The 26,145-nt window shown below is 68.8% G+C and carries 21 protein-coding genes and 1 tRNA gene; 10 read left to right on the top strand and 12 right to left on the bottom strand.

The features are described 5' to 3' along the window. Positions 1-13: 13 nt before the first annotated feature. Positions 14-1,504, top strand: a complete 1,491-nt coding sequence (locus ACFVWG_RS33920) for a DUF4118 domain-containing protein (RefSeq protein WP_391547555.1) — start codon at positions 14-16, stop codon at positions 1,502-1,504. Positions 1,505-1,517: 13 nt separating this feature from the next. Here the strand turns inward: ACFVWG_RS33920 and ACFVWG_RS33915 are convergent, their stop codons facing one another. From ACFVWG_RS33915 to ACFVWG_RS33895, 5 genes are read right to left on the bottom strand one after another with little or no spacing between them, the layout of a single operon-like run. After that, complete coding sequence (locus ACFVWG_RS33915) at positions 1,518-3,050, bottom strand: ATP-binding cassette domain-containing protein (RefSeq protein WP_391547554.1); 1,533 nt, start codon at positions 3,048-3,050, stop codon at positions 1,518-1,520. After that, on the bottom strand, positions 3,047-4,762 hold the full coding sequence (locus tag ACFVWG_RS33910; protein ID WP_391547553.1) for an ABC transporter ATP-binding protein/permease: 1,716 nt from the start codon (positions 4,760-4,762) through the stop codon (positions 3,047-3,049). The genes ACFVWG_RS33915 and ACFVWG_RS33910 overlap by 4 nt, the downstream gene beginning before the upstream one ends. Further along, the gene (locus ACFVWG_RS33905; RefSeq protein ID WP_391547552.1) at positions 4,749-4,982 is read right to left on the bottom strand and encodes a hypothetical protein; all 234 of its coding nucleotides are present in this window, start codon (positions 4,980-4,982) and stop codon (positions 4,749-4,751) included. The genes ACFVWG_RS33910 and ACFVWG_RS33905 overlap by 14 nt, the downstream gene beginning before the upstream one ends. Then, positions 4,979-6,001, bottom strand: a complete 1,023-nt coding sequence (locus tag ACFVWG_RS33900; protein WP_391547551.1) for a cytochrome d ubiquinol oxidase subunit II — start codon at positions 5,999-6,001, stop codon at positions 4,979-4,981. The genes ACFVWG_RS33905 and ACFVWG_RS33900 overlap by 4 nt, the downstream gene beginning before the upstream one ends. Continuing rightward, a complete protein-coding gene (locus ACFVWG_RS33895) occupies positions 6,001-7,386 on the bottom strand; it encodes a cytochrome ubiquinol oxidase subunit I (RefSeq protein ID WP_391547550.1) in 1,386 nt (461 codons plus the stop codon). Before ACFVWG_RS33895 ends, ACFVWG_RS33900 begins: the two co-directional genes overlap by 1 nt. Before the next feature lie 177 nt (positions 7,387-7,563). Here ACFVWG_RS33895 and ACFVWG_RS33890 point away from each other — a divergent pair, with 177 nt between their 5' ends. Beyond that, on the top strand, positions 7,564-9,300 hold the full coding sequence (locus ACFVWG_RS33890) for a GAF domain-containing sensor histidine kinase (protein WP_391547549.1): 1,737 nt from the start codon (positions 7,564-7,566) through the stop codon (positions 9,298-9,300). On the opposite strand, the gene ACFVWG_RS33885 is transcribed toward ACFVWG_RS33890, so the two are convergent. Further along, entirely contained in the window at positions 9,297-9,827 is a 531-nt protein-coding gene (locus tag ACFVWG_RS33885; RefSeq protein WP_391547548.1) for a copper chaperone PCu(A)C, read from the bottom strand. The two genes, ACFVWG_RS33890 and ACFVWG_RS33885, sit on opposite strands and share 4 nt — an antisense overlap. A gap of 185 nt (positions 9,828-10,012) precedes the next feature. On the opposite strand from ACFVWG_RS33885, the gene ACFVWG_RS33880 reads away from it, so the two are divergent. The 3 genes from ACFVWG_RS33880 to ACFVWG_RS33870 are packed head-to-tail and all read left to right on the top strand — an operon-like array spanning position 10,013 to position 13,169. Further along, positions 10,013-10,600, top strand: a complete 588-nt coding sequence (locus ACFVWG_RS33880; RefSeq protein ID WP_391547547.1) for a hypothetical protein — start codon at positions 10,013-10,015, stop codon at positions 10,598-10,600. Positions 10,601-10,615: 15 nt separating this feature from the next. Beyond that, positions 10,616-11,962 (top strand): cytochrome ubiquinol oxidase subunit I, encoded by a 1,347-nt coding sequence (locus ACFVWG_RS33875; RefSeq protein ID WP_391547546.1) that lies wholly within the window; start codon positions 10,616-10,618, stop codon positions 11,960-11,962. Further along, a complete protein-coding gene (locus ACFVWG_RS33870) occupies positions 11,955-13,169 on the top strand; it encodes a cytochrome d ubiquinol oxidase subunit II (RefSeq protein WP_391547545.1) in 1,215 nt (404 codons plus the stop codon). Before ACFVWG_RS33875 ends, ACFVWG_RS33870 begins: the two co-directional genes overlap by 8 nt. 13 nt (positions 13,170-13,182) lie before the next feature. Here ACFVWG_RS33870 and ACFVWG_RS33865 read toward each other — a convergent pair whose 3' ends face one another. Further along, positions 13,183-15,549 carry an FdhF/YdeP family oxidoreductase gene (locus tag ACFVWG_RS33865; protein WP_391547544.1) on the bottom strand — a complete coding sequence of 789 codons (2,367 nt, stop codon included), beginning with the start codon at positions 15,547-15,549 and terminating at the stop codon, positions 13,183-13,185. Further along, positions 15,546-15,695, bottom strand: coding sequence for a hypothetical protein (locus tag ACFVWG_RS33860; protein WP_391547543.1), 150 nt, complete (start codon positions 15,693-15,695; stop codon positions 15,546-15,548). The genes ACFVWG_RS33865 and ACFVWG_RS33860 overlap by 4 nt, the downstream gene beginning before the upstream one ends. Positions 15,696-16,040: 345 nt before the next feature. Between ACFVWG_RS33860 and ACFVWG_RS33855 the strand changes: the two genes are divergently transcribed. Then, positions 16,041-16,676, top strand: coding sequence for a hypothetical protein (locus ACFVWG_RS33855; RefSeq protein WP_391547542.1), 636 nt, complete (start codon positions 16,041-16,043; stop codon positions 16,674-16,676). 9 nt (positions 16,677-16,685) lie between these two features. Here ACFVWG_RS33855 and ACFVWG_RS33850 read toward each other — a convergent pair whose 3' ends face one another. After that, positions 16,686-18,908 carry a GAF domain-containing protein gene (locus ACFVWG_RS33850; RefSeq protein WP_391547541.1) on the bottom strand — a complete coding sequence of 741 codons (2,223 nt, stop codon included), beginning with the start codon at positions 18,906-18,908 and terminating at the stop codon, positions 16,686-16,688. Beyond that, complete coding sequence (locus ACFVWG_RS33845) at positions 18,909-19,553, bottom strand: HD domain-containing protein (RefSeq protein WP_391547540.1); 645 nt, start codon at positions 19,551-19,553, stop codon at positions 18,909-18,911. Positions 19,554-19,771: 218 nt separating this feature from the next. Between ACFVWG_RS33845 and ACFVWG_RS33840 the strand changes: the two genes are divergently transcribed. The 4 genes from ACFVWG_RS33840 (at position 19,772) to ACFVWG_RS33825 (ending at position 23,484) form a co-directional block, all read left to right on the top strand. Next, a complete protein-coding gene (locus ACFVWG_RS33840) occupies positions 19,772-20,464 on the top strand; it encodes an MIP/aquaporin family protein (RefSeq protein WP_391547539.1) in 693 nt (230 codons plus the stop codon). Positions 20,465-20,500: 36 nt separating this feature from the next. Continuing rightward, entirely contained in the window at positions 20,501-21,961 is a 1,461-nt protein-coding gene (locus ACFVWG_RS33835; protein ID WP_391547538.1) for a catalase, read from the top strand. A gap of 107 nt (positions 21,962-22,068) precedes the next feature. Further along, complete coding sequence (hemA, locus tag ACFVWG_RS33830; protein ID WP_391547537.1) at positions 22,069-23,340, top strand: glutamyl-tRNA reductase; 1,272 nt, start codon at positions 22,069-22,071, stop codon at positions 23,338-23,340. Positions 23,341-23,410: 70 nt separating this feature from the next. Next, positions 23,411-23,484, top strand: a tRNA-Met gene (locus ACFVWG_RS33825). A 43-nt stretch (positions 23,485-23,527) separates the two neighbouring features. Here ACFVWG_RS33825 and ACFVWG_RS33820 read toward each other — a convergent pair. Then, on the bottom strand, positions 23,528-25,291 hold the full coding sequence (locus ACFVWG_RS33820) for a protease pro-enzyme activation domain-containing protein (RefSeq protein ID WP_391547536.1): 1,764 nt from the start codon (positions 25,289-25,291) through the stop codon (positions 23,528-23,530). A gap of 62 nt (positions 25,292-25,353) precedes the next feature. Further along, positions 25,354-26,142: an endonuclease/exonuclease/phosphatase family protein gene (locus ACFVWG_RS33815; protein WP_391547535.1), complete on the bottom strand. Its 789-nt coding sequence runs from the start codon at positions 26,140-26,142 to the stop codon at positions 25,354-25,356. Between the last annotated feature and the right edge of the window lie 3 nt (positions 26,143-26,145).

Here is a 26,145-nt window from a genome sequence, read left to right as displayed (position 1 = left end):
AGGAAGCGATCTGATGGAACGCAGCCGGCTGGATCCGCGCAGCACCTCCTGGCTGCGCGGTCTGGTGGCGTGCGTGGTCCTGGTCGCGGTCGTGACCGGCGTCGTCGCATTGCTCAGGCCGTACGTGCCGGTGCTGAGCCTGCTCGTCCTGTACCTGCTCGCCGTACTGCCGGTCGCCGTGATGTGGGGCGCCCGGCTGGCGGCGGTCACCTCGGTGGTCAGCGTCGCGGCGTTCACCTTCCTGGTGCCGCAGCAGAGGTCGGCCGTGACGGCCGACTCCCGGAACCTGGTGGCACTGGGGGTGTTCCTGGTGACCTCGTTCCTGGTGGCGGAGCTGGCGGCCCGGTCGCGGCGGGCAGCACTGGAGTCGGAACGCCTCACCGAGGAGCAGTCGGCGTTGCGGCGGGTCGCGACCCTCGTGGCGGAGTCGGATGCGCCGGCAGCCGTCTTCGAGGCCGTCTCCCGGGAGGTCGGGCTGCTGTGCGGGGCCGATCTCGCCCGGCTGGAGCGCTACGAGGAGGACGGGACCGTGACCGGTGTCGGGGCCTGGAGCAGGGTGCCGGGCCGGCTCGTGGTCGGCACCCGGATCGAACTGGACGGGCTGAGTGTTGCCGGCGAGGTGCTGAAGACCGGCCGTCCGGTCCGGCTCGACAGTTTCGTGGGGGCCACCGGAGCGATCGCCGAGGAGGCACGGGGGCTGGGCATCCGCTCGTCCGTCGGTGGCCCGATCCTGGTCGCCGGAAAAGTGTGGGGCGTGATCGCGGCCTCGACGAGGAGCGATCAGCCGTTCGCGGCGTCCACGGAAGCCCAGATCGCCGGCTTCACCGAGCTGGTCGCCACCGCCATCGCGAACGCGGAGAGCCGGGCACAGCTCAAGGCCTCCCGGGCTCGGGTGGTCGCCGCCGGGGACGAGATGCGGCGCCGGCTGGAGCGGGACCTGCACGACGGGGCGCAGCAACGGCTCGTGTCGCTCGCGCTCGTACTGCGGCTCGCCCAGGCCGGGGTTCCGGCCCACCTGCCGATGCTGCGGGCGGACATCGGGAACGCCGCCGAGGAGCTCACCGAGGTGGTGGACGACCTGCGCGAACTGGCCCGGGGCATCCATCCCTCGGTCCTGGTCGAGGGCGGCCTCGGCCCAGCACTGCAGACCCTGACCCGCCGCTCGGCCGTCCCCGTCGACCTGACGGTCGCGACACGGTCCCGGTACGCGACGGCGCTGGAGGTAGCGACGTACTACGTGGTGTCCGAAGCACTCACCAACGCGGCCAAGCACGCCCGCGCATCGCGTGCGGTGGTCTCCCTGGAGGAGCGGGACGACAGTCTGCGGCTGACCGTCCGGGATGACGGCGCAGGCGGCGCCGAAGCGCGCGGCGGATCCGGCCTGGTCGGGCTGCACGACCGGGTCGAGTCCCTCGGCGGTTCGATCCTCGTGGTCAGTCCGGTCGGACAGGGTACGGCGATCCACGTATCGCTTCCCCTGAATCGTGACGGGAACACCACCTGAGTACTGATCCCGCCTAGTCCAACGACAGGGCGGACCAGCCGGTGCCGAGAACGTCCGGGGTTGCCGGCGGTTCGTGCATGGCCAGCACGAGTACGGCGGCAGGCAGCCGACGGCGCAGGGCCGCGAGGACGTGGTTGCCTGTGACCGAGTCGAGGCCGGTGGTCGGTTCGTCGATGAGCAGCACGTCGGGCCGCGTGGCCAAGGCCCGGGCGATATGGACGCGTCGCTGCTCCCCGCCGGAGAGGCTGCGTCCCCCGACCCCGATCTCGGTCTCCGGAGCAAGGCCGGACAGGTCCAGTTCCAGGTCGGCGAGCAGGGCCGTGAGCTCGTTCGCATCCACCGTCGGGTCGGCGAGACGGATGTTGCCGGCCAGGGTGCCGGTGAACAGGTAGTCATCCGCCAGTACGGAGGTCACCACTCCACGCCCGGCGGCAGTTGCGATCGCGTTCAGCAGAGTGGTCTTGCCGCTTCCCGACGCGCCGGTCACGACCATCGTGTGACCGGCGGCGACCGCGAAGTCGAGCTGACGCCGGTCCCGCGTCGGCGTGCTGGGCAACCAGTACCCGGACACGGTCAGGCCGCGGGGGTCGTAGCTCGCCTGTGCGATCGGCGGCCGGCCCCGCCTGTTCTCGTCGCCGACGTCTTCCAGGCGCGCGGCTGCTCGGCGTGAGCCGGCCCGCGCTTCGATGGCGGCGACGAGATGATCGGCGTTCGCCAGCACGCCGGCCGTGAGCAGGGCGAGAAAGACGAGGGCCGAGACCGTCGCGCCACCTCTTGCGGCCAGTGCGATGCTGAGCAGCACCGTGGCCGCGGCCGCCGCCCGGCTGGCTGCCTGGGTCCGCGCGGCCGCCATGTCCCGGTGGAACCGATCGTGCTCTAGGGCGGCAAGCCGATGCGCTGTCCGGTCTGCCAGTCGGTCCGCAGCGCCCAGCGACGCCATCTCCGTCCAGGCTCCGACCGCAGTGACAAGCTCGGTCCGCAGAAGGTTGCGCAGACTGCCTGCGTCGTCCGTCCGACGCGGTCTGAAGATCGCCAGTGCGGCACAGGCAGCAGCCCCGGCGGCCAGTACCAGCGCGACGACCGGATAGCCCGCGAGCGTGATCGTCAGGCACCCACCGGCAACCATCGCGGCGGCAACGATCATCGGCGCCGTGGCCTGGATCAGCGTCATGCCCACGGTGTCGGCGTCGGCCATGACCCTGTCCAGGCTCTGCCCGGACCACACCCCGTGCGTACCTCGATCGGCGGCGGCCCGGTCGTAGAACCTGAGTCGGGCAGCGGTGATCCGTCCGAGTGCCGCGGAGTGCAGGACCACTCGGCTGGCGTAGGTCGTCGCGATCCTGCCCAGGGCGAAGGCTCGCACGCCGCCGCTGGGAGCCAGGTAGGAGAAGACGCTGTACGCGGTGGCTCCCGCCACGGCCGAGCTTGCGATGAACCATCCGGACAGTCCGACGAGCCCCACCGAACAACTCTCGGCGAGAACGGCGAGAGCGAGGCCGGCGACGGCGACCATGGTGTTGGGCCTGGACCCGGCGCGTTGCTTCATGCCGCCGTCGCCACCTTGATGGCGATGATGGCTCCGTCCGCGAGACCGAGCACGGTGTCAGCGGCACGGGCCAGCGCCGCCGAGTGCGTCGCCACCACTACGGTTCGGCCCCGCGTGGCCCGGCGCAGCGCGTCGATGACGTGTGCCTCGGCCTCGGGATCGAGGTGGGCGGTCGGCTCGTCGAGAAGCCAGAGCGAGGCATCGCTGAGGAACGCACGAGCGATGGCGATGCGGCGCGCCTCGCCCGTCGAGACTCCTGAGCCGCCCTCTCCCAGCGGGGTTCCCAGCCCCTGGGGCAGCCGGGCGACGACGTCTGTCAGCCCGGCCGCCGCAACAGCCTTCTCGACCTCGGACGGCCCCGCGCCGGGTCGCCCGATCCGGATGTTGTCCCTGATCGATCCGGGCAGAAGTACGGTCTGCTGGCCGATCCACGCACAGCTTCCGAGCTGTGGGGTCCACGCGCCGGTGCCGGTGACCCATCGGACGGAGCCGCCAGTTGGTTGCCGAAGGCCCGCAATCAGCGAGAGCAAGGTCGTCTTACCGGCACCCGAAGGCCCGACCACGGCGGTCCAGCCGCCGGAGTCGAGGACCGTGTTCACGCCCGCGAGGACAGGGTCGCCCGAGTCGGCAGGACGGAAGGTGACGGCGTCGAGGACGACCGTGACCGGTTCTGCGGGTGGCAGTACCGGGCGTACGGCGCTGTCCAGCACTTCCGCGCCGGCGAGCAACCGGATGATCGTCGGCGCGGCCGCCGCTGCCCGTTCCCTGGAGTGATAGGCGGCGGTCATCGTGCGAAACGGCCGGAAGTACAGCGGGCACAGGAGAAGTACGAGAAGTCCACTGAACAGCGTCATGGTGGGGGCGACGGCGAGCCGGACGTACCCCAGCAGGGAGAGTCCGATGTAGGTCGCGTCGGCCGCGATCGAGAACGTGATGACGACTTCCATCACCGCGCCGGAGACGAAGGCTCGCCGGACGACGGCCATCGTGGTGGTGTCCAGGGTGGCCGCCGCGTCGGCGAGCTCGTCGCGCCGGCGCGCCACCGCCCCGATGCCCCGCAGCGTGCGCAGGCCGCGGAAGCTGTCCAGGACGACGGCCGCGAGCCGGTCGATGGCCGCCGCGCGCTCGTCCGCGCCTTCCTGCGCAAGCAGACCGGCCAGGCGCAGGTTCGCAGGGATGAACAGGCTGGCCACCAGGAGGATGACAGCGGCGGGCCATTGCACGGCGGCGGTGACCAGCAGGATGGCCGCCATCGACAGCGGAGCGGACAGGCGCGCAGATATGGCTTGGGCATGATGATCGGCGATGTCATCGGTCGACTCGACGGTCGCCAGCGCTGCCGTTGCTGCGTCGGGTTCGTGGCGCCACTGACCGGATGGCAGTAGCCCGGCGACCAGACGCTGCCGGATCACGTGGGCGATCTGCCGCCGGCCCGCGGCCTGGAATCTGGCCGCGCTCCAGGACGCCGCGGCCGCGAGGAGACTGCCGGCGATCAGCAAGCCCAGTTGCCGCCGGCCCGGTGGCGACCGGTGCACGAGTACATCCTGGGCGACCCAGGCCAGCGCTGCCCATTGGACGATGCTGAACACGGTCCCCAGCGTCTGGCAGAGCCCTGCGAGTCGCAGCCGGCTCCGCCCGGGACCGGCCACGGCCTCGAGCCAGCTGCGTGCCTCCCCTGGCGAGCCGTCAGCCCTGTCGTCAGTCGTCCGCATCGATCCGCCTCTGGTCGATGATCCAGACGACGCCGCCGGTCACGGCGACGAGAATCATCGCGATGATGCTGAGCAGCCGGGTGTGGTACTTCGGGTAGCCCGAGAACACCCCTTGGCAGACGAGGTAGAGCAACATCGCGACGACGACGCTCAGGGCGGTCAGCACCACCCGGGTGAGCACCCGGAGCGCCGTCCGCAGCAACTGGGATCCGCGCGTCACAGGTGACTCCTCAGGCCGGGCGTGGGCAGGTCCCGGCCGCCCGGTCCGCTGTCGAGCTTGCCCCGGAAGGCGTGGTGGGAGAACCAGTTGTAGAACAGGATCAACGGCACGTTGAGGCCGATCCCGACGGCGAGGAACACCATCGTGGCGCCCGGCGCTGCCGTGTTGCCGATCGTGAGCGCGGGCGGGGCGAGCACCGGGTAGCGAGCCACCACGATGGCGACGGCCAGCGCCACGATGGTGACGACCAGGCCGGCTGTCGGCAGAGCGTCGTACCGGGAGGTGGGCCGCAGCGTAGCCAGCGTCATCACCACGCCCGCGACCGCGAACGCCAGGAGGCCGGCGAAGGCGATCGCGCGCGCCGGGCTGTGCAGGTTCAGTGGTGTGGCCGTGGCGTCGGCGGCGGACAGCGACGCAGCGCCCAGCACCGACGCGAGTACGGTCCACATCGTGCCGAGGCGGCCGGCCCGGACCCGCAGCTCCCCGGTTGCCTTCCACTTCAGGAATGCATGGCCCAAGGCCAGGTAGATGGACGTGACCGTTGCCGCGGTCAACAAGGAGTACCAGCTGATCGCACCGAAGGGGGAGCCGGAGAACGCACCGTTCACCACCGTCAGCTGCGTGGTCAGGGTGCCGAAGACGATGCCTTGCGCCAGCGCGGCGATCAGCGACGCGATGCCGAACGCCTTCGTCCATCCCCGCGCCGGCGGTGACTGGGACACCAGCTCCACGCTGACCCCACGGACGATCAGCGAAAGAAGTACGACGATCAGCGGGAGGTACGCGTGCGGGAGCATCGTGCCGAACGCCTCGGGAAAGCCGGCCCACAGGCCCACCGCGAGCAGGGCCAGCCACGTCTCGTTGCCGTCCCAGGCCTGGGCGACCTGCTCGAGCATCTCCCGTCGATGCCGTTCGTCGCGCTCGTACAGGGTGGCGATGCCGATCCCGAGGTCGTATCCGTCGAGCGAGATGTACATCAACAGACACAGGAGCATCAGAACGATCCACACGTATGCCATCAGCTCAGCCTTTGCTGGTCGGTGCCGGGCACGGGTACGCGGGCGCCGATCGACCGGGCGCGGACAACCTCATCGGGGTCGTCGCCTTCCGGTCCGATCCGCATCGCCCGCACGATGTAGACGACGTACCCCGCCAGCATCACCAGGTACAGCAACGAGAAGGCGAGGACGGAGAACAGGAGCTCGCCCGGTGCGAGCTGCGAGACCGCGGCAGACGTCCGCAGCAGTCCGAACACCAGCCACGGCTGCCGGCCGGTCTCTGCGAGGACCCACCCGCCGAGCAGTGCGATGATGCCGACCGGCGTCGTCCACAGCAGGAACCGGTGGAACCGCCGGGAGGTCCACAGCCTGCGGCGCAGGCGCAGGATCGTTGCGTAGAAGACGCAGCCGAACATCCACAGTGCGGCGAAGAACATGATCCGGAATCCCCAGAAGACCGGCGTCATGGCCGGCTGGTCTGCCGTGGGTGTCAGCTCCAACGGGGGATTGGCGGTCTTGCAGCTGAGGTCGCCGTAGAACGCGCTGCCCAGGCAGGGTATCGAGACCTCCGCGATGTTGTGCCTCGCCTCCTGGTCGGGGATCGCGAAGAGCACCCAGCCCGTGTTCGGCCTGCTCCAGTTGCCTTCGGCGGCCTCGGCTTTCGAAGGCTGCAACGGGAACAGGTGTTCGGCGACCTGGTCACCCACGGAGATCTGGACCGGCAGCAGCACGGCCGCGACGCCCAGCGCGATGGAGACCGTGCGCCGCGCGAACGGCAGTGCTCGTCCCTTGACCAGGTAGTACGCCCCGATCCCGGCGACGAAGAAGCTGGCCGAGATCAGGACCGCGAGGACCATGTGCGGCCACCGCCAGCCGAACGACGGGTTGAAGATCGCGTCCATCCAGTTCGTCGGCACGAACTGCCCGTTCCGCACCGTGAAGCCCGCGGGGGTCTGCATCCACGAGTTGGCGGCGATGATCCAGCTCGACGACAGCAGCGTTCCGAGCGCGACCATCACGGTCGCGGCGAACATGGTGCCCCGCCGGACCCGGCCGTCGCCGTACAGCAGGATGCCGATGAAGCCGGCCTCCACGAAGAACGCGGTGACCACCTCCATCCCGACGATCGGGCCGATGATCGGGCCGGTCTTCGCGGCGTAGACGCCCCAGTCGAGCCCCAGCTGGAAGGTGATCACGATCCCGGCGACGACGCCGATGGCGAACCCGACCGCGAAGATCCGCCGCCAGAACCGGAACATCTGCAGGTAGACGAGCCTCCCCGACCTCCAGTGCAGGGCGTACAGCACGCACAGCAGGACCGACAGCCCCACGGTGATGGCCGGGAAGGTCATGTGGAAGATCACGGTGATGGCGAACTGCCAGCGGGACAGATCGATGAGACTCATCGCGGCCCCCTCACGTCGTCGAGCCAGGTGCCACCATGCTTGCGTCCCGGACGCCGTCTGGCATGGCCGGTGGTGGCCGTCACGGCCTGCTGCTGGCGCGGATCCGCGCCACCTGCTAGCAGGTACGTCCTCGACCGTGGCTGTCGTCGGAGACGGCAAGGGACTACGGTCGGCCTTGTGAACGTGCCGGACCCGGGAGCGGACTCGGAGCGGGTCGTCGACCCTCAGCCGGCTGATCCGGCACGCGTGGGCCCGCAGGCCGAAGAGCAGGCCGCTTTGCGGCGGGTGGCCACCCTGGTCGCCGAAGGCGCCCTGCCGGGCGAGGTGTTCACGGCGGTCGCGGACGAGCTCGCGCACCTGGTCGGCGCCGAGGTGACGTTCGTTGCCCGCGCCGATCTCCGGCCCGGGGCGGGCGGCGATCAAGAGCTCTATCTGACCGTGGTGGGCTGCTACGGCCGGGTCGGCGACACCGTAGCGGTCGGGTTCCAAGGCAGGCTGGACTCCAGGTCGGTCAGTGCGGCGGCGCTCAGCAGCGGGCAGCCGGCCCGGATCAGCGGCGAGAGGCTTGCGAACGGCCCGTTCGCTGAGGTTGTCGGGAAGCTCGGCCTCCCGGCCGCGGTTGCTTCGCCCATCACGGTCGCGGGGCGCCAGTGGGGCGTGATCCTCGCGGCCACCTCGCGCCCGGATCTTGCCAGCGGCACCGAGGGGCGCATCGCGCACTTCATGGAACTCGCCGCGACCGCAATCGCCAACGCCCAGGCCGACCAGAGCCTGCGCGACCTGGCCGACACCCAGGCGGCACTGCGCCGACTGGCCATGCTGGTCGCGCGGGGGGAATCGCCCGAGGCAGTGTTCGCGGCCGTGACCTCGGAGGTCCTGCGGCACTTCGGTTACGACACGGTCAGAATGATCAGGTTCGAGCTCGACGGAACCGCGACGGTGGTGGCCAACGAGGGCACAGCGGGTCCTCATGTGCGGGTCGGTGAGCGCTGGCAAGGTTATCCGCCGACCGGGCTGACCTCGACCGTTCTGCGCACCGGCAGGCCGGCCAGGATCGACGACTACCGCGAGATCGAGGGCGGGGAGCCTTATGTCCTCGAGGGACTGCTCGCGGCGGTCGCGATGCCGGTCCACGTCCATGGCCGGGTATGGGGAATGATCGCGGTCGGGTCGGCGACCGGGCCACTGTCGCGCGACACCGAGCACCGGCTGACGGAGTTCACCGACCTGGTCGCGACAGCGGTCGCGAACGCGCAGAGCCGGGCCGAGCTCATCTCGTCCCGCGCCCGGATCGTCGCGGCGTCCGACGACGTCCGGCGGCGGATCGAGCGCGATCTGCACGACGGCGCGCAGCAGCGCCTGGTGGCGCTGGCACTCAGGCTGCGTTCGGCCGCGGCATCAGGACGGCCGTGCGGCGTCGACACCGAGATCGGGGACGTGGCCGAGCAGATCATGAGCGTGATCGACGATCTGCGGGAGATCTCCCGGGGCATCCACCCCGCGATCCTGACCGAGGCGGGACTTCGCCCGGCACTGCGTGCGCTCGCGCGACGATCGGCCGTCCCGGCGGAGGTCGACGTACGCCTCGCTGGCCGGCTCCCCGAGGCGCTCGAAGTGGGCGTCTACTACGTCGTCTCGGAGATGCTCACCAACGCGGCGAAGCACGCCCGCGCCTCGGTCGTCCAGGTGAACCTGGAGACGTCCGATGGCAGGCTCCGCGTGCAGGTGCGGGACGACGGTATCGGCGGGGCCGACCCCCGCCGGGGCTCAGGCCTGGTCGGGCTGAAGGACCGGATCGAGGCGCTGGGCGGAACGTTCGCGGTGCACAGCCCCGTAGGTGAGGGGACGGCAGTCACCTGTGACCTGCCCATTTCCACCGGTACCGACCATCCGGACCCCGACCCTGCCGACTAGCCGCGGATCAGGCGCTGCTGCCCGGTCCCTGAGGGTGGGCTGGTCGGGATCTCCGAGGCTGCGAGGGGGCCTACGTCCACCTGCACCGTCACGGGGGCCGCCTCGGCGAAGGTGAGAGTCACCGGAATCGCCTGGCCGGGAGTCAGCCGCTCACGGATGCCGTCCAGCTCGATTCCGTTGGTCCACTCGAGATCCGTCAGACTGTTCGCGCCGAGGACGATCCGGCTGACGGTGCGCCCGCCGCTTCGAAGTACGGCGTGCTGGGCTGCGGAGCTCGACACAGCGACGAGAGTGTCAGCGGTCGCGGGGGACTTGTTGGTGATGGTCAGTCGCAGCGCCGCGTCCGCTCCCGGCTCGAGTCCCTGCGGCCCGTCGACCCAGATGTCGTCGATCACCAGTGGTCCGGTTGTGACGTCCACGCCGCCGGCCGGGAGGTCTTGGAAGGGGGCCTGAGAGGCGCACCCGGTCAGCAGTCCGGCAGCGAGCAGAGCAGGCAGCCAGCTCAGCGTTCTCCAGGCCTTGGCCATGGTCGGGTTCCTTTCTGGACTGTCGTTGCCAGGCTGCCGTTGCGCTGAGCTGAAATCCTCACCGCCAACGGGCATCGGCCATACCTGCTGGCCGGGTTCCTGGCCGGTACGCCGCGCCGGATGGTGGAGGAAGCGGCTCGACGAGCCGGCGGTCCCGAACATCACGCGAGGAGAGAGACGCCCTGATGAGTGTCACATTCGCGGCTTCGCAGTTTCCGCCGCTGGCCCTGGGGTTCTTCGGCCTGGGGACCGGCTATCTGATCTGGGGAACGCAGGAACTGTTCGGGTTCCCCGAGCGAGACGAACGAGTCGACCGCTCGCTCGGAGTCTGGGGGCTCTGGCTGCCCGGGCTGTGCCAACTGGTGACCGGCCTGATCCTGTTCGTCGGCCTGACCTGGTTCCAGGTCTTCAGCTCGGACCGGATCCTCTACATGGCGGCGCTCGCGTTCTCGGCGTACGGCATCCACTGGTTCGCACTCGGCTGGAACCGCTACCGCGGCAACGACGCACGTCCCAACGCCGGCATGTCGATCGCGTTCACCGTCCTGTCCGCACTCGGCGTGACGGTTTTCTTCCACGGTGGCGACTGGCCCGTCGGACTGCTGTTCGTCGGTCTGGCCGGGATCTATGTCACCGACTTCTTCATCGCACTCGGGGCGAGGCCTTTCGAATCCGTCCTCGGTTTGATTCGCTTGGTGACCGGGATGTGGCTGATGTACCTGACGTTCGCCGTCACGCTGAACCTGGCCGCCGGTTTTCACCTGACCGTCTAGAACGGAGCGCCCACGATGATCGCCGCGATGGCGGGCGTGCTCGCGTCGCCGGATCAGGACTACCTCTTCCAGGCCCGGCAGTTGCAGGCGCTGTCGCTGGCGGTGCACATCCCGCTCGTGTGCTTCGGGCTCGCCTTCCCGGCGATGGTGCTGTTCTGCGAGTGGCGTTACCTGCGCACCGGGGACCTGGTGTTCCGCACGGTCGCCCGGCGCTGGTCGAAGGTGATGCTGGGACTGTTCGCCGTCGGTGTGGTGACCGGAACGATTCTCAGCTTCGAGCTGGGTCTGCTGTGGCCGGGATGGATGGCTGCCTTCGGCAACGTGTTCGGCCTGGGGTTCACCCTGGAGGGCTTCTCGTTCTTCGTCGAGGCGATCTTCATCGGCATCTATGTCTACGGCTGGGACCGGTTCCCGCCAAGGTGGCACCTGCTGTCCGGTGTTCCGGTGGCGATCGCGGGGATCACGGGTTCGCTGTTCGTGATCGCGGTCAACGCCTGGATGAACCATCCTGGCGGGTTCGAACTGCAGGACGGGCGGGCCGTGAACGCGCATCCCTGGTCGGCGCTGTTCGCGAACTCCTACTTCTGGCCGGAGTTCGTGCACATGTACTTCGCCGGATACATCGTCGCCGGGTTCCTGATCTCCGTTCCGTACGCGTGGGGATTCCTGCGGGGCCGGTGGGGGCGCTACCAGCGCACCGCGCTGACGGTCGGGCTGTCGGCCGCGGCGGTCGCCGCACCGTTGCAGGTGATCGTCGGTGATATGGCCGCACGCGACGTCGCGGAGCAGCAACCGGTCAAGCTGGCGGCGCTGGAGGGGCTCGGCCAGACCACGAGTGGCGCACCCGAGCACCTGCTGGGCTGGTACAACGGTCACGACGTCGTGTACGGCGTCGCGATCCCGCGCTTGCTGTCGCTGCTGGCCTTCCACAACCCGAACGCGACGGTCCAGGGTCTCGGCACCGTGCCGCCGGCGGACCAGCCACCGGTCAACGTCGTCCGGTTCGCCTTCCAGACGATGGTCGGCATCGGGACGCTGATGGCGCTGCTGGCCGTCGTGTATCTCTACATCCGCATCCGGCACAAGCGCCTGCCCCGCTCGCGCTGGTTCTACCGTGCCGTCGTACTGGCCGGGCCGTTGTCCGTGGTCGCGCTCATCGCCGGCTGGATCACCACCGAGGTCGGACGCCAGCCCTGGATCGTGTACGGCGTGATGCGCACGACCCAGGCGGTCACCGGCGCGGCGGGGATCCCGGTGGGCTACGGCACCCTGATCGTGGTCTACCTGGGACTTGCCGGCGGGGTCTGGTGGATGCTGCGTCGCTTCAGCCGGGTACCGCTGGAGGAGGGGCTGGATGGCTGAGATCCCGATGCTGATCATCCTCGCCGGTCTCGCCGCCTACACCGTACTGGCGGGCGCGGACTTCGGAGCCGGGCTGTGGACGCTGCTGGCCGGCGGCGAACGAGATGACGACGCGATCCGGTCGTACGCGCGGCATGCCATGGGACCGATCTGGGAGGCCAACCACGTCTGGCTGATCCTGGTGCTGGTGGTGTGCTGGACGGCGTACCCCGTCGCGTACGGGTCGATCACGTCCACCCTGGCGGTGCCGTTGTTCATCGCGGCGATCGGGATCATCCTCCGCGGCGCTTCCTACGCTCTGCGCGGGCAGCTCGACGGTGCTCGTGGCGGACGGGCGATCGAGTACCTGTTCGCTCTCTCCTCGATCCTCACGCCGTTCGCGCTGGGCACGGTCGCCGGCGCGATCGCCGCCGGGCGGGTGCCGGTAGGCAACGCGCAGGGCGACCAGATCAGCAGTTGGCTCAACCCGACGTCGGTGCTCATCGGCGTACTGGCCGTCGCCACCGGCGCTTACCTGGCCGCCGTCTACCTCGCAGCTGATGCCCGGCGGCTCGGTTCGGAGACCTTCGAACGTGCGTTCCGCACCCGAGCCCTGATATCTGGGCTCTTCGCGGGTGCGGTGGCGCTGGTCGGCCTGTTCGTCGTTCACTTCGACGCCCCAGCGCTGTTCGCGGGACTGACCAGTGGTGGTGGCGTCGTCATGGTCGCCGTTTCCGCGGCGGCGGGGCTGGGAACCCTGCTGCTCGTCTGGCGCGACCAGCTCGGCGCGGCCCGGGTCTCGGCGGCTGTCGCTGTCGCGGCAATCGTCGCGGGCTGGGCCTTCGCTCAGCAACCACGCTTCCTGCCCGGGTTGACCGTCGAGCAGGCTGCGGCGGGTCGCTCGACCCTGCTCGCCGTCGTCGTCGCCGTCGCGGCCGGGGCGGTCGTGCTGATTCCCTCTCTGATCTTGTTGTTCCGCCTCTTCCTTCGAGGCCGCTTCGACCCGACGGCGGAGACCAGCACGCCCGTCGTCCCCCTTCGCGCTGCTGCACCCGTGGCGAGAGCCACTGTGCTCGGGGCCGCTGCCTGCGTCACCCTCCTTGCCGGTGCGACGCTCACCGTCTTCGCCGACGGTGGCCTGCTCCGTGCCCTGGGCATCATCTGCCTTTTCGTTTGCGCGACCTCGACCTTCGTCCTCGCCACGATGCAGCCGGACGGTCAGGCCTGATGGACGATGTTCGTCAGCCGGCTGCCGCGTTCTGGTGGCTCGGGGTCACTTCGACGACGAGGTGTTTCGTGAGCGGTTGGCCGCTCTGGGTGCTGACATCGGAGATGCCGCAGAGGACGTTGAGCTCGGGCATGTAGCCGGCGGCGCAACTCGGCGGGATGTCGTAGCGGACAGCCCGGTAGCCGTGCACCGCACGCGTCGTCCCGTCCTTGGAGAAGCTGGTGATGTCGACCAGATCGAAGTCCTCGAGGCCGCGGTCGGCCATGTCCTGGTCGTTCAGGAACACGATCGTGCGCAGGCCCTTGATACCGCGGTAGCGATCGTCGTTGGAGTAGATGGTGGTGTTGAACTGGTCGTGCGACCGGACCGTCGTCAGGATCAGCCGGCCCTCGCCGGGATCGACGTCGTCGGGGAGCGGCGTGGCCGAGAACCCGGCCCGCCCGGTCGCCGTCAGGAAGACGCGCTCGCGCGCCAGTTGGCGGATGCGGAAGCCGTGCGGGTGGCGAGCCCGGGCATTGAAGTCCTCGAACCCGTCCAGTACTCGTGCCATCGTGTCGCGGATCCGGTCGTAGTCATCGACGTACCACTGCCAGTGTGTGCGGCTGTCCGGCAGCGTCGCCTGTGCCATCCCGCCGAGGATCGCGCACTCCGACCGCTGCTGGGGCGAGCCCGGATCCTTCATCCCGTACGAGATGTGCACCATCGCCATCGAGTCCTCGACGGTGACGCCCTGTACGCCGCCGGCCTGCTGGTCCTTGTCGCTGCGGGCCAGGCAGGGCAGGATCAGCGCCCGCGTGCCGTGCACGATGTGACTGCGGTTCAGCTTGGTGCTCACCTGCACGGTCAGGTCGCAGTTGCGCAGCGCGTCGAAGGTGTAGGGCAGGTCAGGGGTGGCGAGCGCGAAGTTGCCCCCCAGCGCGACGAACACCTTGACGTCGCCGCGGCGCATGGCCTCGATCGTCTCGATGGTGTCCAGTCCCGCCTCGCGCGGGGGTTCGAACCCGCAGACCTCGGCGATCCGGTCGAGGAACGCCTTGTCCGGACGGTGGTTGATGCCACAGGTCCGGTTGCCCTGAACGTTGCTGTGTCCGCGCACCGGGCAGGGCCCGGCTCCTTCGCGGCCGATGTTGCCGCGGAGCAGCAGCAGATTGACGATCTCGCGCACGGTGTCGACGCCGTGCTCGTGCTGCGTGAGGCCCAGGCACCACGCGATGATCACCCGCTGCGATCCGAGGTAGGAGTCGGCAAGGCGACGGATTGCCTCCTCGTCCACGCCGGCGTCGTGGACGAGGTCGGCCCAGGCAGTGGTCCGCACGACCTCGCGGTACTCGTCGATGCCGCTGGTGTAACGCCTGATGAAGTCCTGGTCGAGCACCTCCGGGTCCCTGTCCGCCGCCTCGAAGAGCGCTTTCGCGACGCCGCGCAGCAGGGCCAGGTCGCCACCGATCCGCACCTGAACGTTCATCGTGCCGGTCGCGGTGGTGTGGAACCTGGCCATGTCGACGAACTCGTGCGGCACGATCGTCCGCCTCGACGCCGCTTCGATCAGCGGGTTGATGTGGACCAGTTGCGCGCCACGCTTGTCCGCCTCGGCCAGCCAGGTCAGCATCCGCGGCGCGTTCGTCGCCGCGTTGTCGCCCATCAGCCAGATCGCGTCCGCGGCCTCCCAGTCGGTGAGGTCGACGGTCCCCTTTCCGCTGCCGATCGCCGCCGTCATCGCCCGGCCGCTGGCCTCGTGGCACATGTTCGAGCAGTCGGGCAGGTTGTTGGTGCCGAACTCGCGCACCCACAGTTGGTACAGGAAAGTCGCCTCGTTGCTGAGCCGCCCGGAGGTGTAGAACGACGCCTGATGTGGACTGCTCAGTCCGCGCAGGGAGCTCCCGATCAGCGCGAAGGCGTCATCCCAGGAGATCGGCTGGTACGTGTCGCTGGCGGGGTCGTAGCTCATCGGCTCGTCGAGCCGGCCCACCGCCTCGAGGTCATGGTCGTTCCACCCGGCCAGCTCGCTGACGGTGTGAGCAGCGAAGAACTCGCGATCTGCCTTCGGGGGCGCGAGCTCCCAGGTGACGTGTTTCATGCCGTTCTCGCAGATGTCGAGACGCAGCCCGCTCGGGTCGTCCGGCCACGCGCAGCCCGGGCAGTCGAAACCGCCGTCCTCCTGGTTCATCACGAACAACGCGTGCACGCCGTCGGCCGGCTCGCCGGCGCGTTTCAGCACGTGGGCGACGCTGCCGGCGGCGCCCCATCCCGCGGCGGGATGGTGGTATTCGTGGCGGGAGTACTTTCCCGGAGCAGGCCCACGTCCGAGCGCGGGCTCGTCCGGTACGGCGCCGAGCATCCGCTGCTCCGCAGTGCCGCTGTTGTCAGGTTGCGCTGTCATGGTCGCTCTTCCCGGTCGTCGGCGGTGATCCGCTGTACGGCGCCGTACTGGCTGAGTTGCTTGACCGCCCACCCGGCGGCGACGCCGGCCAGGCCGAGCACGGCGACGGCCGCGGTTCCGCCGACCACCCATGTGGGCTTGGACATGCTGCTCCTCTGGGGGGTTTATGGGTAATTACGCAGGACGCAGCTCTCGTATTCGAACGAGGAACGAATGGCGGCGTTCCGTGCGATTCACTGCTTAAAGATTCCTCGGAATGAGTGAGAAGTCTGTGTTGCCAGCACCAGCGCCCCACCCCTGAAGGCTTGTGTTCTGGTGTACCGGCTACCCGGAATGCTGCCTTTCGGTGCGCGAAAGAGCGGTCTCAGGACTCTGGCTGGCCGGTAGGCAGAACGACCGCTGGCCGTAAAGACAGGAGTCGTCGTGGTCGCGAGGCTGGAAGGAGTTCACAGGTGTAGTGGCACCGGTGACCAACACCAGTGGAGGCTGCAATGTTCACCGGCGGTGCTGTGTTGGCTGACGAGCAGGCTCACGATCGTTCCGATCGAGTCGAGGCCAATGCTCGACTGACCGCGATGACGGGAGTCGTGCTGCTGGCCCTGTTCGCAGCCGAGGTCGTCACTGTCGTCCTGGGCGCCAAGCAGGTCCTGTCGACACACGCCGCCATCGGCTTCTTGCTGATTCCCTTGGTGTTCCTCAAGATAGCGAGTACGAGCTGGCGAATTGTCCGGTACTACCGCCGCGACGCGGACTATCGACGGTACGGCCCGCCCAGCCCGTTCCTTCGGGTGCTTGGTCCTGTTCTGATGGCGCTGACCGTAGTCCTGCTGATCAGCGGTGTGGTGACCTATGTCGGGCCGTCATGGGCTCATCCGACGGCGTTGCTGACGCATCAAACGTCGTTCTACCTTTGGCTCGCCGCCCTTGCCTCTCACGTGATTGCGCACTTTCTGGAGACGTTCCGCCTGACGGCAAGGGATTTCTTCCCCCGGCGGAGCCGCATCGTTTCAGGTCTGTGGGGGCGCCGCGTCGGTATCTTGGCGGGTCTTGCGGCCGGGGTCGCGCTCGCCCTGATCTTCTCGGGCCACGCCAGTGGCTACTTGGCCCAATATCACCATCACCGATAGGCCCTGGGGTCAGTGGAGCCGTAGCGGGAGCTGGACGAGGAGTTGGGTTCCGTGGCCCGCGGGGCTGTCGACCTCGATCGATCCGCCCAAGGCTTCGGCCCGGTCGCGCAGACCGATCAGACCCGATCCACGGGTGGGCTCGGCGCCGCCCTTGCCGTCGTCGCGGATCGACAGGCGAAGGCAGTCCTCGCGCTGTTCGACGGCGATCCGGACGACCGATGCCTGTGCGTGCTTGGTCGCGTTCGTGAGGGCCTCCGAGACGACGTAGTACGCCGCCACCTCGATCGGCCCCGGCAGCCGGGTGATCGCGGCGATCTCGAGCTCGACGGGGATCGCGGCGCGGCGGGCGATCGTCCGCAAGGCCGGTCCCAGCCCGCCCTCCGACAAGACCGCCGGGTGGATGCCGCGGGCGATCTCGCGCAGATCCTCGACGACTTCGTTGAGCCCGTCCGCGACACCGCGGATCTCAGCCGCGAGCTCAGGTAGCTGGGCGAGCACTGCCGACTGCGTACGGCGTAGCTCGAGGCCCAGTGAGACCAGGCGCTGCTGAGTCCCGTCATGGAGGTCCCGCTCGATCCGCCGCCGGGCCTCGTCCGCGGCGGCGACGATCCGTGTCCGCGAGGCGGCGACCTCGGCCCGGCTGTCGGCGTTCCCGACCGCGGTGGCGACCAGTTCGGTGAAGTCGGCCAGCCGTTCCGCGGTGCCGGGAGGGTACGGCGCTCGTTTCGTCATCGCGAGTACCACGCCCCACAGGCGGCCTTCGACGATGATCGGGCTCGCCACCATCGATCGGATTCCCCACGCGCGGAGGACGTCGGCCGCCGGGTCCCGTACGCCGGCCCACGCGTCCTCATCGAGCTGGGAGGCCCGGCCGGTCCGCCACACCACCGCCGGGGGAAGGTATTCGACCGGCTCCACCCGCGTCCCGATCGGCAGCGTGCCTGCATCTCCCGCAGCACAGCCGGCGACGACCGTCGTCCCGTCAGCCTCGAAGCGGGCTATCCCCGCGTTGTCCGCGCCCAGCAACCGGCCGACCTCGTCGGCGACCGCCGAGAAGATCCGGGCAGCGGGAATTCCCCGGGCGACCAGCGTGGCGACGCGGCGCAACGCTGCCTGCTCCTGCAGGAGGTGGGCGAGCTCGTCGAGGCTCGTCTCGAGCGCGCCACGGTTCTGCGCGTTCGCGATCGCGGTGGCGACCAGGTCGGTGAACTCCGTCATCCGCTGCTCGGTGTCCGGTGGCAGCGGCCCGGGGCCGACGGCGATCATTCCCCAGAGCCGTCCGTTGACGTGGATCGGCACCGCGGCGGCGGACCGGATGCCTTCGCGGAGGGTGGCCTCCCCGCCTGGAATGGCACCGTAGTCGTCGACCCGGGCGGCCTCGCCGGTGCGCAGGACGGTCGCCGTCAGTCCGGTCGGCGGATAACCGGTCCATCGTTCCCCGACCCGTACGTCGGGAGCAGTCCGGCCCTCGTTGGCGACGAGCGTCGCCGTTCCGTCCAGCTCGAACCGGATCATCCTGGCGGTGTCGTTGCCGAGATGCCGCAGGACTTCCTTGGTCGCGGCCGCGAACACCGCCTCGGGTGATTCGCCCTGTGCGACCAGTGTGGCGAGGCGCCGCAGCGCCGCCTGGGTGTTCGCGAGTTCGAGCAGTTCCCGGTCGGCATCGGCCTTGGCGATCGCCGTCGCGGCGAGCTCGATGAAGTCCGCCATCCGGGACTCGGTGCCGGCCGGCACGTCCTCCTGCGAGGTCGTAGCCACCGTCACGCCCCAGTTGCGGCCTCCGACCACGATGGGCACGGCCACCTCGGCCCGCACGCCCAGCCCGCTGATCCACTCGCCGAACGGGCTCTGCGCCAGTTCGTCGCCGGTCATCCGGGCCGGGCGCCCGCTGTGCAGCGCGGAATGATGAATCGTCCCGGCGGTCAGCGGGAGCCGGGATCCCACCGGTACTTGATCACTCAGCCGGCCATAGGAACCAACGACGGCCAGGTACCTGTCCAGGTCGCCGCCGTCGCTGGACGACGGATCGAGACGGAAGACGAACGTCGCCTCGGCGCCGATCAGGTGCCCCAGTTCGTCGGCGACCGCGCTGAACACCTCGGGTGGCTGAGCACCACCGGCTACGAGCACGGCCACCCGCCGCAGGGCGGCCTGCTCATCCACCAGTTGCCGCAGCCGCGCCGGCCCCAACCGGGCTGTACCGGATGTTCCTGCGTCCGCCGGCCCCGTCACCTACTCGGTCCAGTCGGAGTTCTCGATGATGTCCACGAAGCTGGTCCGCTCGTAACCGGGGACGAATCGCTCGAGCACATCGGCCTTGACGTTGCCGAAGGTCGTTTCCGGCTTCGGCGCGATGCCTTCGGTGAAGGCCCGCAGGATGCTGTGCTTGAAGTCCGGGCGCGGGTGCAGAGCGACGATCGCGGCGCGGTCGGCGTCGCTGACGTCGTGGTAACCGATGCCGAGTACGTCGTACTCGACGCCGGCGGTGACCAGGGCGATCTCGGGTTCCATGAACTGCGGGATACCTGGCGTGGTGTGCAGAGCGATCGCCGTCCAGACCCTGCGAATGCTGTCCTCGGGCACGCCGTGGCTCTGCAGGAACCGGCGGGCCTCGTCGGCGCCGTCCACCTCGAACCGCCGGCCACTGGTGCGGAACCGCTCGTTCAGACCGAGGTCGTGGAACATCGCGCCGAGGTACAGCAGTTCGGGGTCGAAGCTGAGCCCACGGTTGCGGCCCTGCAGGCTGCCGAACCAGAAGACCCGGCGGGAATGGTGGTAAATCAGGTCGGTCGTGGTGTCGCGGACCAGGTCCGTGGCATCACGCGCCACCTTCGTGTCCGGAACCGTTACCCCGGCTGCCGTCTGTCCGTTGCTCACGATCACTGCCTCCTCGGTCCGCGCGCTTTCCTGTCCCGACCATCGCGCGACGTCCCACCGGGGTCTGCCCGGCAGGCACCCAATCCGGCTACCGGCCAGCAGGAACCCGGCCGGGCCCACTGACGGGTGCAGTAGACGGCCGCTGGCCACGATGGTTCGCGATCGCTTCAGCGGAATCGTTGAGCCATATCGGACTTCTGAGAGAAGGTGGAAACGAAATGGCTGACGTCGTCACAAACGGGCGAGAGGCCGTGACACTGCCCCACCATTGGGCGCTCGCACTGCGGAAGGACTCGGTCGAGGCGATCGGGGCGTTCTTCCTCGTATTCACAGTGGCAGTCAGTGGACTGAGCCACAGCGCATTCACGCCGCTGGCCGCGGGTTCAGTCCTGATGGTGATGGTTTACGCCGGTGGTCACATCTCCGGCGGGCACTACAACCCGGCCGTCACGCTGGCCGCGCTGGTACGGCGCCGGATCGGGCTGGCCGACGCTGTGCAGTACTGGATCGTGCAGCTGGTTGCCGGCGTGATCGCCGGACTGGTCGCCCGCGCGGTGGTCGACCCGGCGAGGACGGTGCGGTTGCGTCCGTCCGGTCATGAGCTCGGCGCGACGGCGGTGGTGGAGCTGCTGTTCACCTTCGCCCTGTGCTACGTCGTACTGAACGTTGCCACCAGCAAGGATCAGCCGGGCAACTCCTTCTTCGGGCTGGCGATCGGCTTCACCGTCCTGGCCGGCGCGTTCGCCGTCGGCGGGATCTCCGGCGCCGCGTTCAACCCGGCCGTGTCGCTCGGTGCGGCCACCGGCGGTCTGTTCGCGTGGTCGACCCTGTGGGTCTATCTCGTCGTCCAGGCAATTGCCGGCCTCGCCGCCGGGCTGGTCTTCCGGGCGCTCAACCCGGCCGACAAGTGATCGCGGCCATCATCCAACTCAGCAAGGAGAAAGCGCATGCCCAGCATGGATCCCAAGGCGACGACGACGGACGCCGGCATTCCGATCGAGAGCAGTGAGCACTCCCTCACCGTCGGCCCGGACGGGCCGATCCTGTTGCACGACCACTACGTCATCGAGCAGATGGCCAACTTCAACCGGGAGCGGGTTCCGGAGCGGCAGCCGCACGCCAAGGGCGGCGGCGCGTTCGGCCGATTCGAGGTCACCAACGACATCAGCGCCTACACCAAGGCGGCGTTGTTCCAGCCGGGGACGACGACCGAGATGGTGGCCAGGTTCTCCACGGTGGCCGGTGAGCACGGCAGCCCTGACACCTGGCGCGACCCGCGCGGCTTCGCGCTCAAGTTCTACACGTCCGAGGGCAACTACGACATGGTCGGGAACGACACCCCGGTGTTCTTCCTGCGCGACCCGATCAAGTTCCAGCATTTCATCCGGTCGCAGAAACGCCGTGCGGACAACAACCTGCGCGACCACGACATGCAGTGGGACTTCTGGACCCTGTCGCCGGAGTCGGCCCACCAGGTGACGTGGCTGATGGGGGACCGGGGGATTCCTCGCAGCTGGCGGCACATGAACGGGTACTCCAGCCACACCTACATGTGGGTCAACGCCCAGGGCGAGCGGCACTGGGTGAAGTACCACTTCATCAGCGACCAGGGCGTCGAGTGCCTCACGCAGGCCGAGGCGGATGCGCTGGCGGGGACGGACAGCGACTTCCACGTCCGCGATCTGTTCGAGGCGATCCGGCGCAGTGAGTTCCCCAGCTGGACGCTGAAGGTGCAGCTGATGCCGTTCGCGGACGCCGCGGCTTACCGGTTCAACCCGTTCGACATGACCAAGGTCTGGCCGCACGCCGACTACCCGCTGACCGAGGTCGGCACGATGACCCTGGACCGGAACCCGGCCGACTATCACTCCGAGATCGAGCAGCTGGCCGTAGAGCCCAGCAACATGGTGCCCGGTATCGGGCCGAGCCCGGACAAGATGCTGCTGGGCCGGATGTTCTCCTACCCGGACGCTCACCGGGCCCGGATCGGAGTGAACTACAACCAGTTGCCGGTCAATGCTCCGAAGTCGGCCGTGAACAGCTACAACACGGCCGGCGCCATGCGCTACCGCAACGCCACCGACCCGGTGTACTCGCCCAACTCCAAGGGCGGTCCGCAGGCCGACACCGAACGGTACGGCGAGCCGGCCGGCTGGTACTCGGACGGAGACATGGTGCACGCCGCCCAGACGCTGCACGCCGAGGACGACGACTGGGGTCAGGCCGGCACGCTGGTCCGCGAGGTCATGGACGACGCGGCCCGCGAACGACTGGTCGGCAACATCGTCGGCCACCTTCTCGATGGTGTCACCGAGCCGGTGTTGCTGCGCGCCTTCGAGTACTGGCGCAATGTCGACCCGGATCTCGGCCAGCGGGTCGAGAAGGGCGTCCGCGCCGGGCAGTCCTGAGCTACCAGATCGCACCGTGACGTGGCCCCGGCGCCGGCCGGGTGCCGGGCCTACGTCACCCACTGCCAGTCTCCCAACCCAAAGCCCACCGCCGAACGGTGACCACGATGACGATTGTCTGCCTGAGCTTGTCCCACCGGTTCACCCCGGCCGACGTTCTGGAAAAGCTCACGGTTCCTGCGTCACAACGAGGCAGCGTGCTGGCCCGCCTGTACGCCGAGCCGCCGGTCGACGAGGTGATCCTGCTGTCCACCTGCAACCGGGTCGAGGTCTATGCGGCGGCGAACGGCCCCGCCGAGCAAGTGGCTCAGGTCGTCGCGGAGCTCTTGGCAGAGCATGGGCGGCTCCAGGTCGGGGAGGTCATGGGGTTTGCCCGCGTGCGCGTGGGCGAGGCAGCCGCCGAGCACCTGTTCTCGGTAGCGTGCGGGCTGGACTCGATGGCCGTGGGCGAGGAGCAGATCGTCGCCCAGCTCAAGGCCGCGGCGGGTGTGGCCGCGGCGGCAGGAACCACCGGCCACGCCATCACCAGCATGATCGACGCCGCGCTGCGGGCCAGCAAGCGGGCGCGCACGCAAACCACGATCAGTACCGAAGGCATTTCGCTGGTCCGGGCCGGCCTGGATGTCGCCGACACCGAGCTCGGGGGGCTCGCCGGCCGCGACGCCGTCGTGCTCGGGACCGGCACCACCGGCAAACTTGCGGCACGGCTGCTGAACGAGGCCGGCGTCGGGCAGTTGTCAGTGGCCAGCCGTAGACAATCGCGAGCCGCCGAGATGGCCGCATCGGTGCACGGCAGGCACCTGCCGGCCGGCGACCTGCCCGCGAAACTCGCTGAGGCCGACATCCTGGTCACGGCCACCGGATCCGTCGTACCGGTCGTGCTTGCTGAGCATGTGTTCGCGGCGCGGGCCCGGATCGGAGCGCGACCCTTGTTCGTGCTCGACCTGGGGATGCCGCCGGACGTGGACTCCGCGGTCGGCAACCTGCCCGGAGTGATGCTCGTCGACCTCACCGCCCTCGGCCGTCACCTGGCCGAGCGAGAGACCCCGGACCAGGTACCACAGGTCCGTGCCATCGTCGCCGAGGCGGTCGCGGCGTACACCGTCGAGCAGGAACAGGCGGCGGCAGCACCGGTCATCGCCGCGATGCACGCGCAGGTCAGGCAACTCGCGGACATCGAACTGGGCCGGTTGCACGACCGGCTGCCGGAGCTGACCGAACGCCAACGAGCCGAGACCGACGCCGCCGTACACCGCATCCTCCGCAAGATCCTGCACCGCCCGACCGTGCGCGCCAAAGAGTTCTCCACCAGCCTCGACGGCCCCGTGTACCTGGACGCCCTCCGCCAACTCTTCGACCTCACGACAAGCTCGACCTGACCCACCGCGCCCCGGGCCCGATTTGGATGCACACCGGCCATCGCCTAGACTTCTACTTGTAAGGAAGCGGCGCGGGGTGGAGCAGCTCGGTAGCTCGCTGGGCTCATAACCCAGAGGTCGCAGGTTCAAATCCTGCCCCCGCTACTTTCCGAAGGCCCGGACCATCAGGTCCGGGCCTTCGTCGTTCTCACCTGGGGCTGAGGCGCAGGGCCAGGGTGAAGAACAGACCGTTCGGGGTGCCCATGCCGGTCATCGTGTCGTAGCCCTTGGCGGTGACCAGGTCGGTACCGGTGCCCTGGTAATTGAAGAACTCCAGGCTCGGGCTGTAGCCGGGCGTGGCCGGGAGGTAGGCGACGCGGTTCTGCTGCGGCGTCTTGGCAGTGAGCGGGAGCACATCGCGGATTGCGGGGGTGCCGTGCAGGCGGTAGAGAACCGGGTTGATGAAGCCGAAGGGCGCTCGCCGGCCCTGCTGGGCACCGGCAACGAGCCCTGCGATCAGTGGGGCGGACAGGCTGGTGCCTGCGGTCGACTGCGTCTGGTAGCGGCCGTTGTCGTCGGTGTGGCCGACCAGCATGCCGGTGTTCGAGTCGGCGACGGCGGAGATGTCAGGCGTCACGCGGTTGACGACGGTCTTGCCGTGGACCCGGACGTGTGACATCGATGCCGGTACGACGCCCTTCTGGTAGGCGGGCTGTGCATAGACGAGGCTGGTGCCGCCACCGGCCGCTGAGCCGGCACCGAGGTCGTTCCACTTGCCGTCGTCGAGCGACACGTCGTTGCTCGACCACCCGGTCTCGAACACTCGCTCATTCCGTTTGCCGAGGCCCAGCGTCGTACCGCCGACTGCAGTTGCGAACGGCTCCTCTGCGACCGCGTCGAGAGAGGCCGAGTCGCCGGATGAGAAGTACAGGCCGACACCCTCGGCTGCGGCCCGGAGTGTGAGCGCATGCAGGGTCTTGGTCGAGGCGGGGTCACCGGGGAGTCCCCAGGAGTTGGAGACGATGCTGGCGCTCGGCTTGTGGCCGTTGCCGATCAGTACGCCGTGGACGGCGTTCAGGAGTCCCTCGACCTCGTCGCATCCGTTGCCGACGACGACCAACTGGTTCGCGTGCGGCGCCATCGCGTAGACCGCCTGCGAGTCCATCTCCGCCTCGTCGTCGTACCGGCTGGCGCTGCGGGTACTCGGTGCGGTGCATGCGCGGCCCACGGTCTGCTCCCGGTACTGACCTGGCCTGAGGGCTGGCAGGCCGCTGCGCTTGGCCCACTCCTGCATGGTCTTCTGCATCGCGGTCCCGAACCCGAGCTCGGTCAGAGCCACGGTCTGCCCCTTACCGCTGAAGGCGGGAGAGACGCCGTACGCGGTGCGCAGTTGCTTGGCGGTGTAACCACAGATCGGCAGCGGTGCCTTGGTCAGACCCTTGTACGCCGGCTTGAAGCTCTGCACGTGCTCTGCCCAGTACTGCGAGCAGACCGGTGCCTTCGCTGACGCCGCCGCAGCCAATGCACGCGACCCGCTGTTCAACCCGGTCACCGCAAGAACATCCGGCCCGCCTACCGACTGCAGCCTCGACACAGGTCCGGTTGCCGACACAAAGTCACGCCCACCACTGACCTGTACGTCGGTCAGCCCGCTGGCCGTCAGCCGATCAGCAACCGCCTTGGCCGCCGCCGCAGTAGGTCCGAACCGAGCCGTGTACTCATCTGGACTCAAGTACCGATGGAACTGTGGACTGCCCGGCGTAGACACCGCCAAGGCAAACCGCTCAGCCCCAGCCACATCTGGCTTCAGCCACACCTGCACGGTCCGCACCTCAGCCTCACGCACCACGCCCCGCCCGGGCACCCCCAACGCCGCCCCGGCAACCACTACCGCCGTGCAACTCGCCAGGGTGACAACAGTCCTGAGCACAATTCCTCCACGCTCCGTGATCGACCCGCTACCGATCTTCACCCTAGGCTCCCACCCGACCCTTCACGTCTTCTGTAGATAAAGGTCCCGAATCAGACCGATCTCTAGAGCGTGAGATGGGCTTGGAGACCGAGGTGGTCGGTGAGGTAGTCGTGGCCGCCTGGCATGGGTAGCGGCCCGGTGAAGGTGAGCTGCGTTGTCTTGACGGTGATTGATGAGTCGGAGAGGAGGAGGAAGTCGATGCAGTGGGGTGATTGGTTGGATCTGAGGTACGAGGCGTGGAAGGTTGGCGGGCAGTTGTCGCCGAAGGCGTTGAGCAGGCCGGTGTCCTGGATGAAGGTGCGGTAGAGGGGACTGTTGCTGGCGAGGTTGAAGTCGCCGGTGATGACGGCTGGCTTGTCGAGGGCTGCGACTGCGTGGGCGAGTGTTGTGAGTTGCTGGTGTTGTAGGCGGTAGTAGCGGTTCGTTTCGGACCAGTCGCCGTCGAAGTTGGCCAGCAGGTGGGTGTTGAGCACTGCGACGCCCGCGAGGTGTGTGACGAGCACACCCTTCAGCCGCGCCTGCTGTCGCGACAGGCGGGGGAGTCCGACCACATCAGCCGCGGCGGGCAGTGGGAAGTGCGTGTAGTCGATCCGAGCGATCGCCGTACGGGACAGTGTCAGCAGTCCACCCGCCGGACCAGCTACCGACCTGCGGAAGCTGACGAACCGGTACGACGGCATTGCGCGGACGAGCTGTCGGAGGTGGTAGTAGGTGAGCACCTCTTGGAAGTTCACGACGTCCACGTCGGATGCTTCGAAGACCGCACCGATCGCGGCGTACCGCTCACCGAGCCGCGAACCACGTAGTGGCATGCCGCGCGTGTTGAGCGACGCGACGGTCAGCTGGACCATGCC

This window comes from Kribbella sp. NPDC058245 (assembly GCF_042882005.1).
GTDB lineage: Bacteria > Actinomycetota > Actinomycetes > Propionibacteriales > Kribbellaceae > Kribbella.
This window is presented reverse-complemented; position numbering and strand designations above follow the sequence as displayed.

Bases quoted from the DNA above. Each gene is read 5' to 3' on its own strand.
- ACFVWG_RS33840 (WP_391547539.1), top strand. From the start codon at position 19,772: ATGGCTGACGTCGTCACAAACGGGCGAGAGGCCGTGACACTGCCCCAC.
- ACFVWG_RS33920 (WP_391547555.1), top strand. From the start codon at position 14: ATGGAACGCAGCCGGCTGGATCCGCGCAGCACCTCCTGGCTGCGCGGT.
- ACFVWG_RS33855 (WP_391547542.1), top strand. From the start codon at position 16,041: ATGTTCACCGGCGGTGCTGTGTTGGCTGACGAGCAGGCTCACGATCGT.
- ACFVWG_RS33835 (WP_391547538.1), top strand. From the start codon at position 20,501: ATGCCCAGCATGGATCCCAAGGCGACGACGACGGACGCCGGCATTCCG.
- hemA (WP_391547537.1), top strand. From the start codon at position 22,069: ATGACGATTGTCTGCCTGAGCTTGTCCCACCGGTTCACCCCGGCCGAC.
- ACFVWG_RS33865 (WP_391547544.1), bottom strand. From the start codon at position 15,549: ATGACAGCGCAACCTGACAACAGCGGCACTGCGGAGCAGCGGATGCTC.
- ACFVWG_RS33895 (WP_391547550.1), bottom strand. From the start codon at position 7,386: ATGAGTCTCATCGATCTGTCCCGCTGGCAGTTCGCCATCACCGTGATC.
- ACFVWG_RS33870 (WP_391547545.1), top strand. From the start codon at position 11,955: ATGGCTGAGATCCCGATGCTGATCATCCTCGCCGGTCTCGCCGCCTAC.
- ACFVWG_RS33860 (WP_391547543.1), bottom strand. From the start codon at position 15,695: ATGTCCAAGCCCACATGGGTGGTCGGCGGAACCGCGGCCGTCGCCGTG.
- ACFVWG_RS33875 (WP_391547546.1), top strand. From the start codon at position 10,616: ATGATCGCCGCGATGGCGGGCGTGCTCGCGTCGCCGGATCAGGACTAC.
- ACFVWG_RS33910 (WP_391547553.1), bottom strand. From the start codon at position 4,762: ATGCGGACGACTGACGACAGGGCTGACGGCTCGCCAGGGGAGGCACGC.
- ACFVWG_RS33880 (WP_391547547.1), top strand. From the start codon at position 10,013: ATGAGTGTCACATTCGCGGCTTCGCAGTTTCCGCCGCTGGCCCTGGGG.
- ACFVWG_RS33885 (WP_391547548.1), bottom strand. From the start codon at position 9,827: ATGGCCAAGGCCTGGAGAACGCTGAGCTGGCTGCCTGCTCTGCTCGCT.
- ACFVWG_RS33815 (WP_391547535.1), bottom strand. From the start codon at position 26,142: ATGGTCCAGCTGACCGTCGCGTCGCTCAACACGCGCGGCATGCCACTA.
- ACFVWG_RS33915 (WP_391547554.1), bottom strand. From the start codon at position 3,050: ATGAAGCAACGCGCCGGGTCCAGGCCCAACACCATGGTCGCCGTCGCC.
- ACFVWG_RS33900 (WP_391547551.1), bottom strand. From the start codon at position 6,001: ATGGCATACGTGTGGATCGTTCTGATGCTCCTGTGTCTGTTGATGTAC.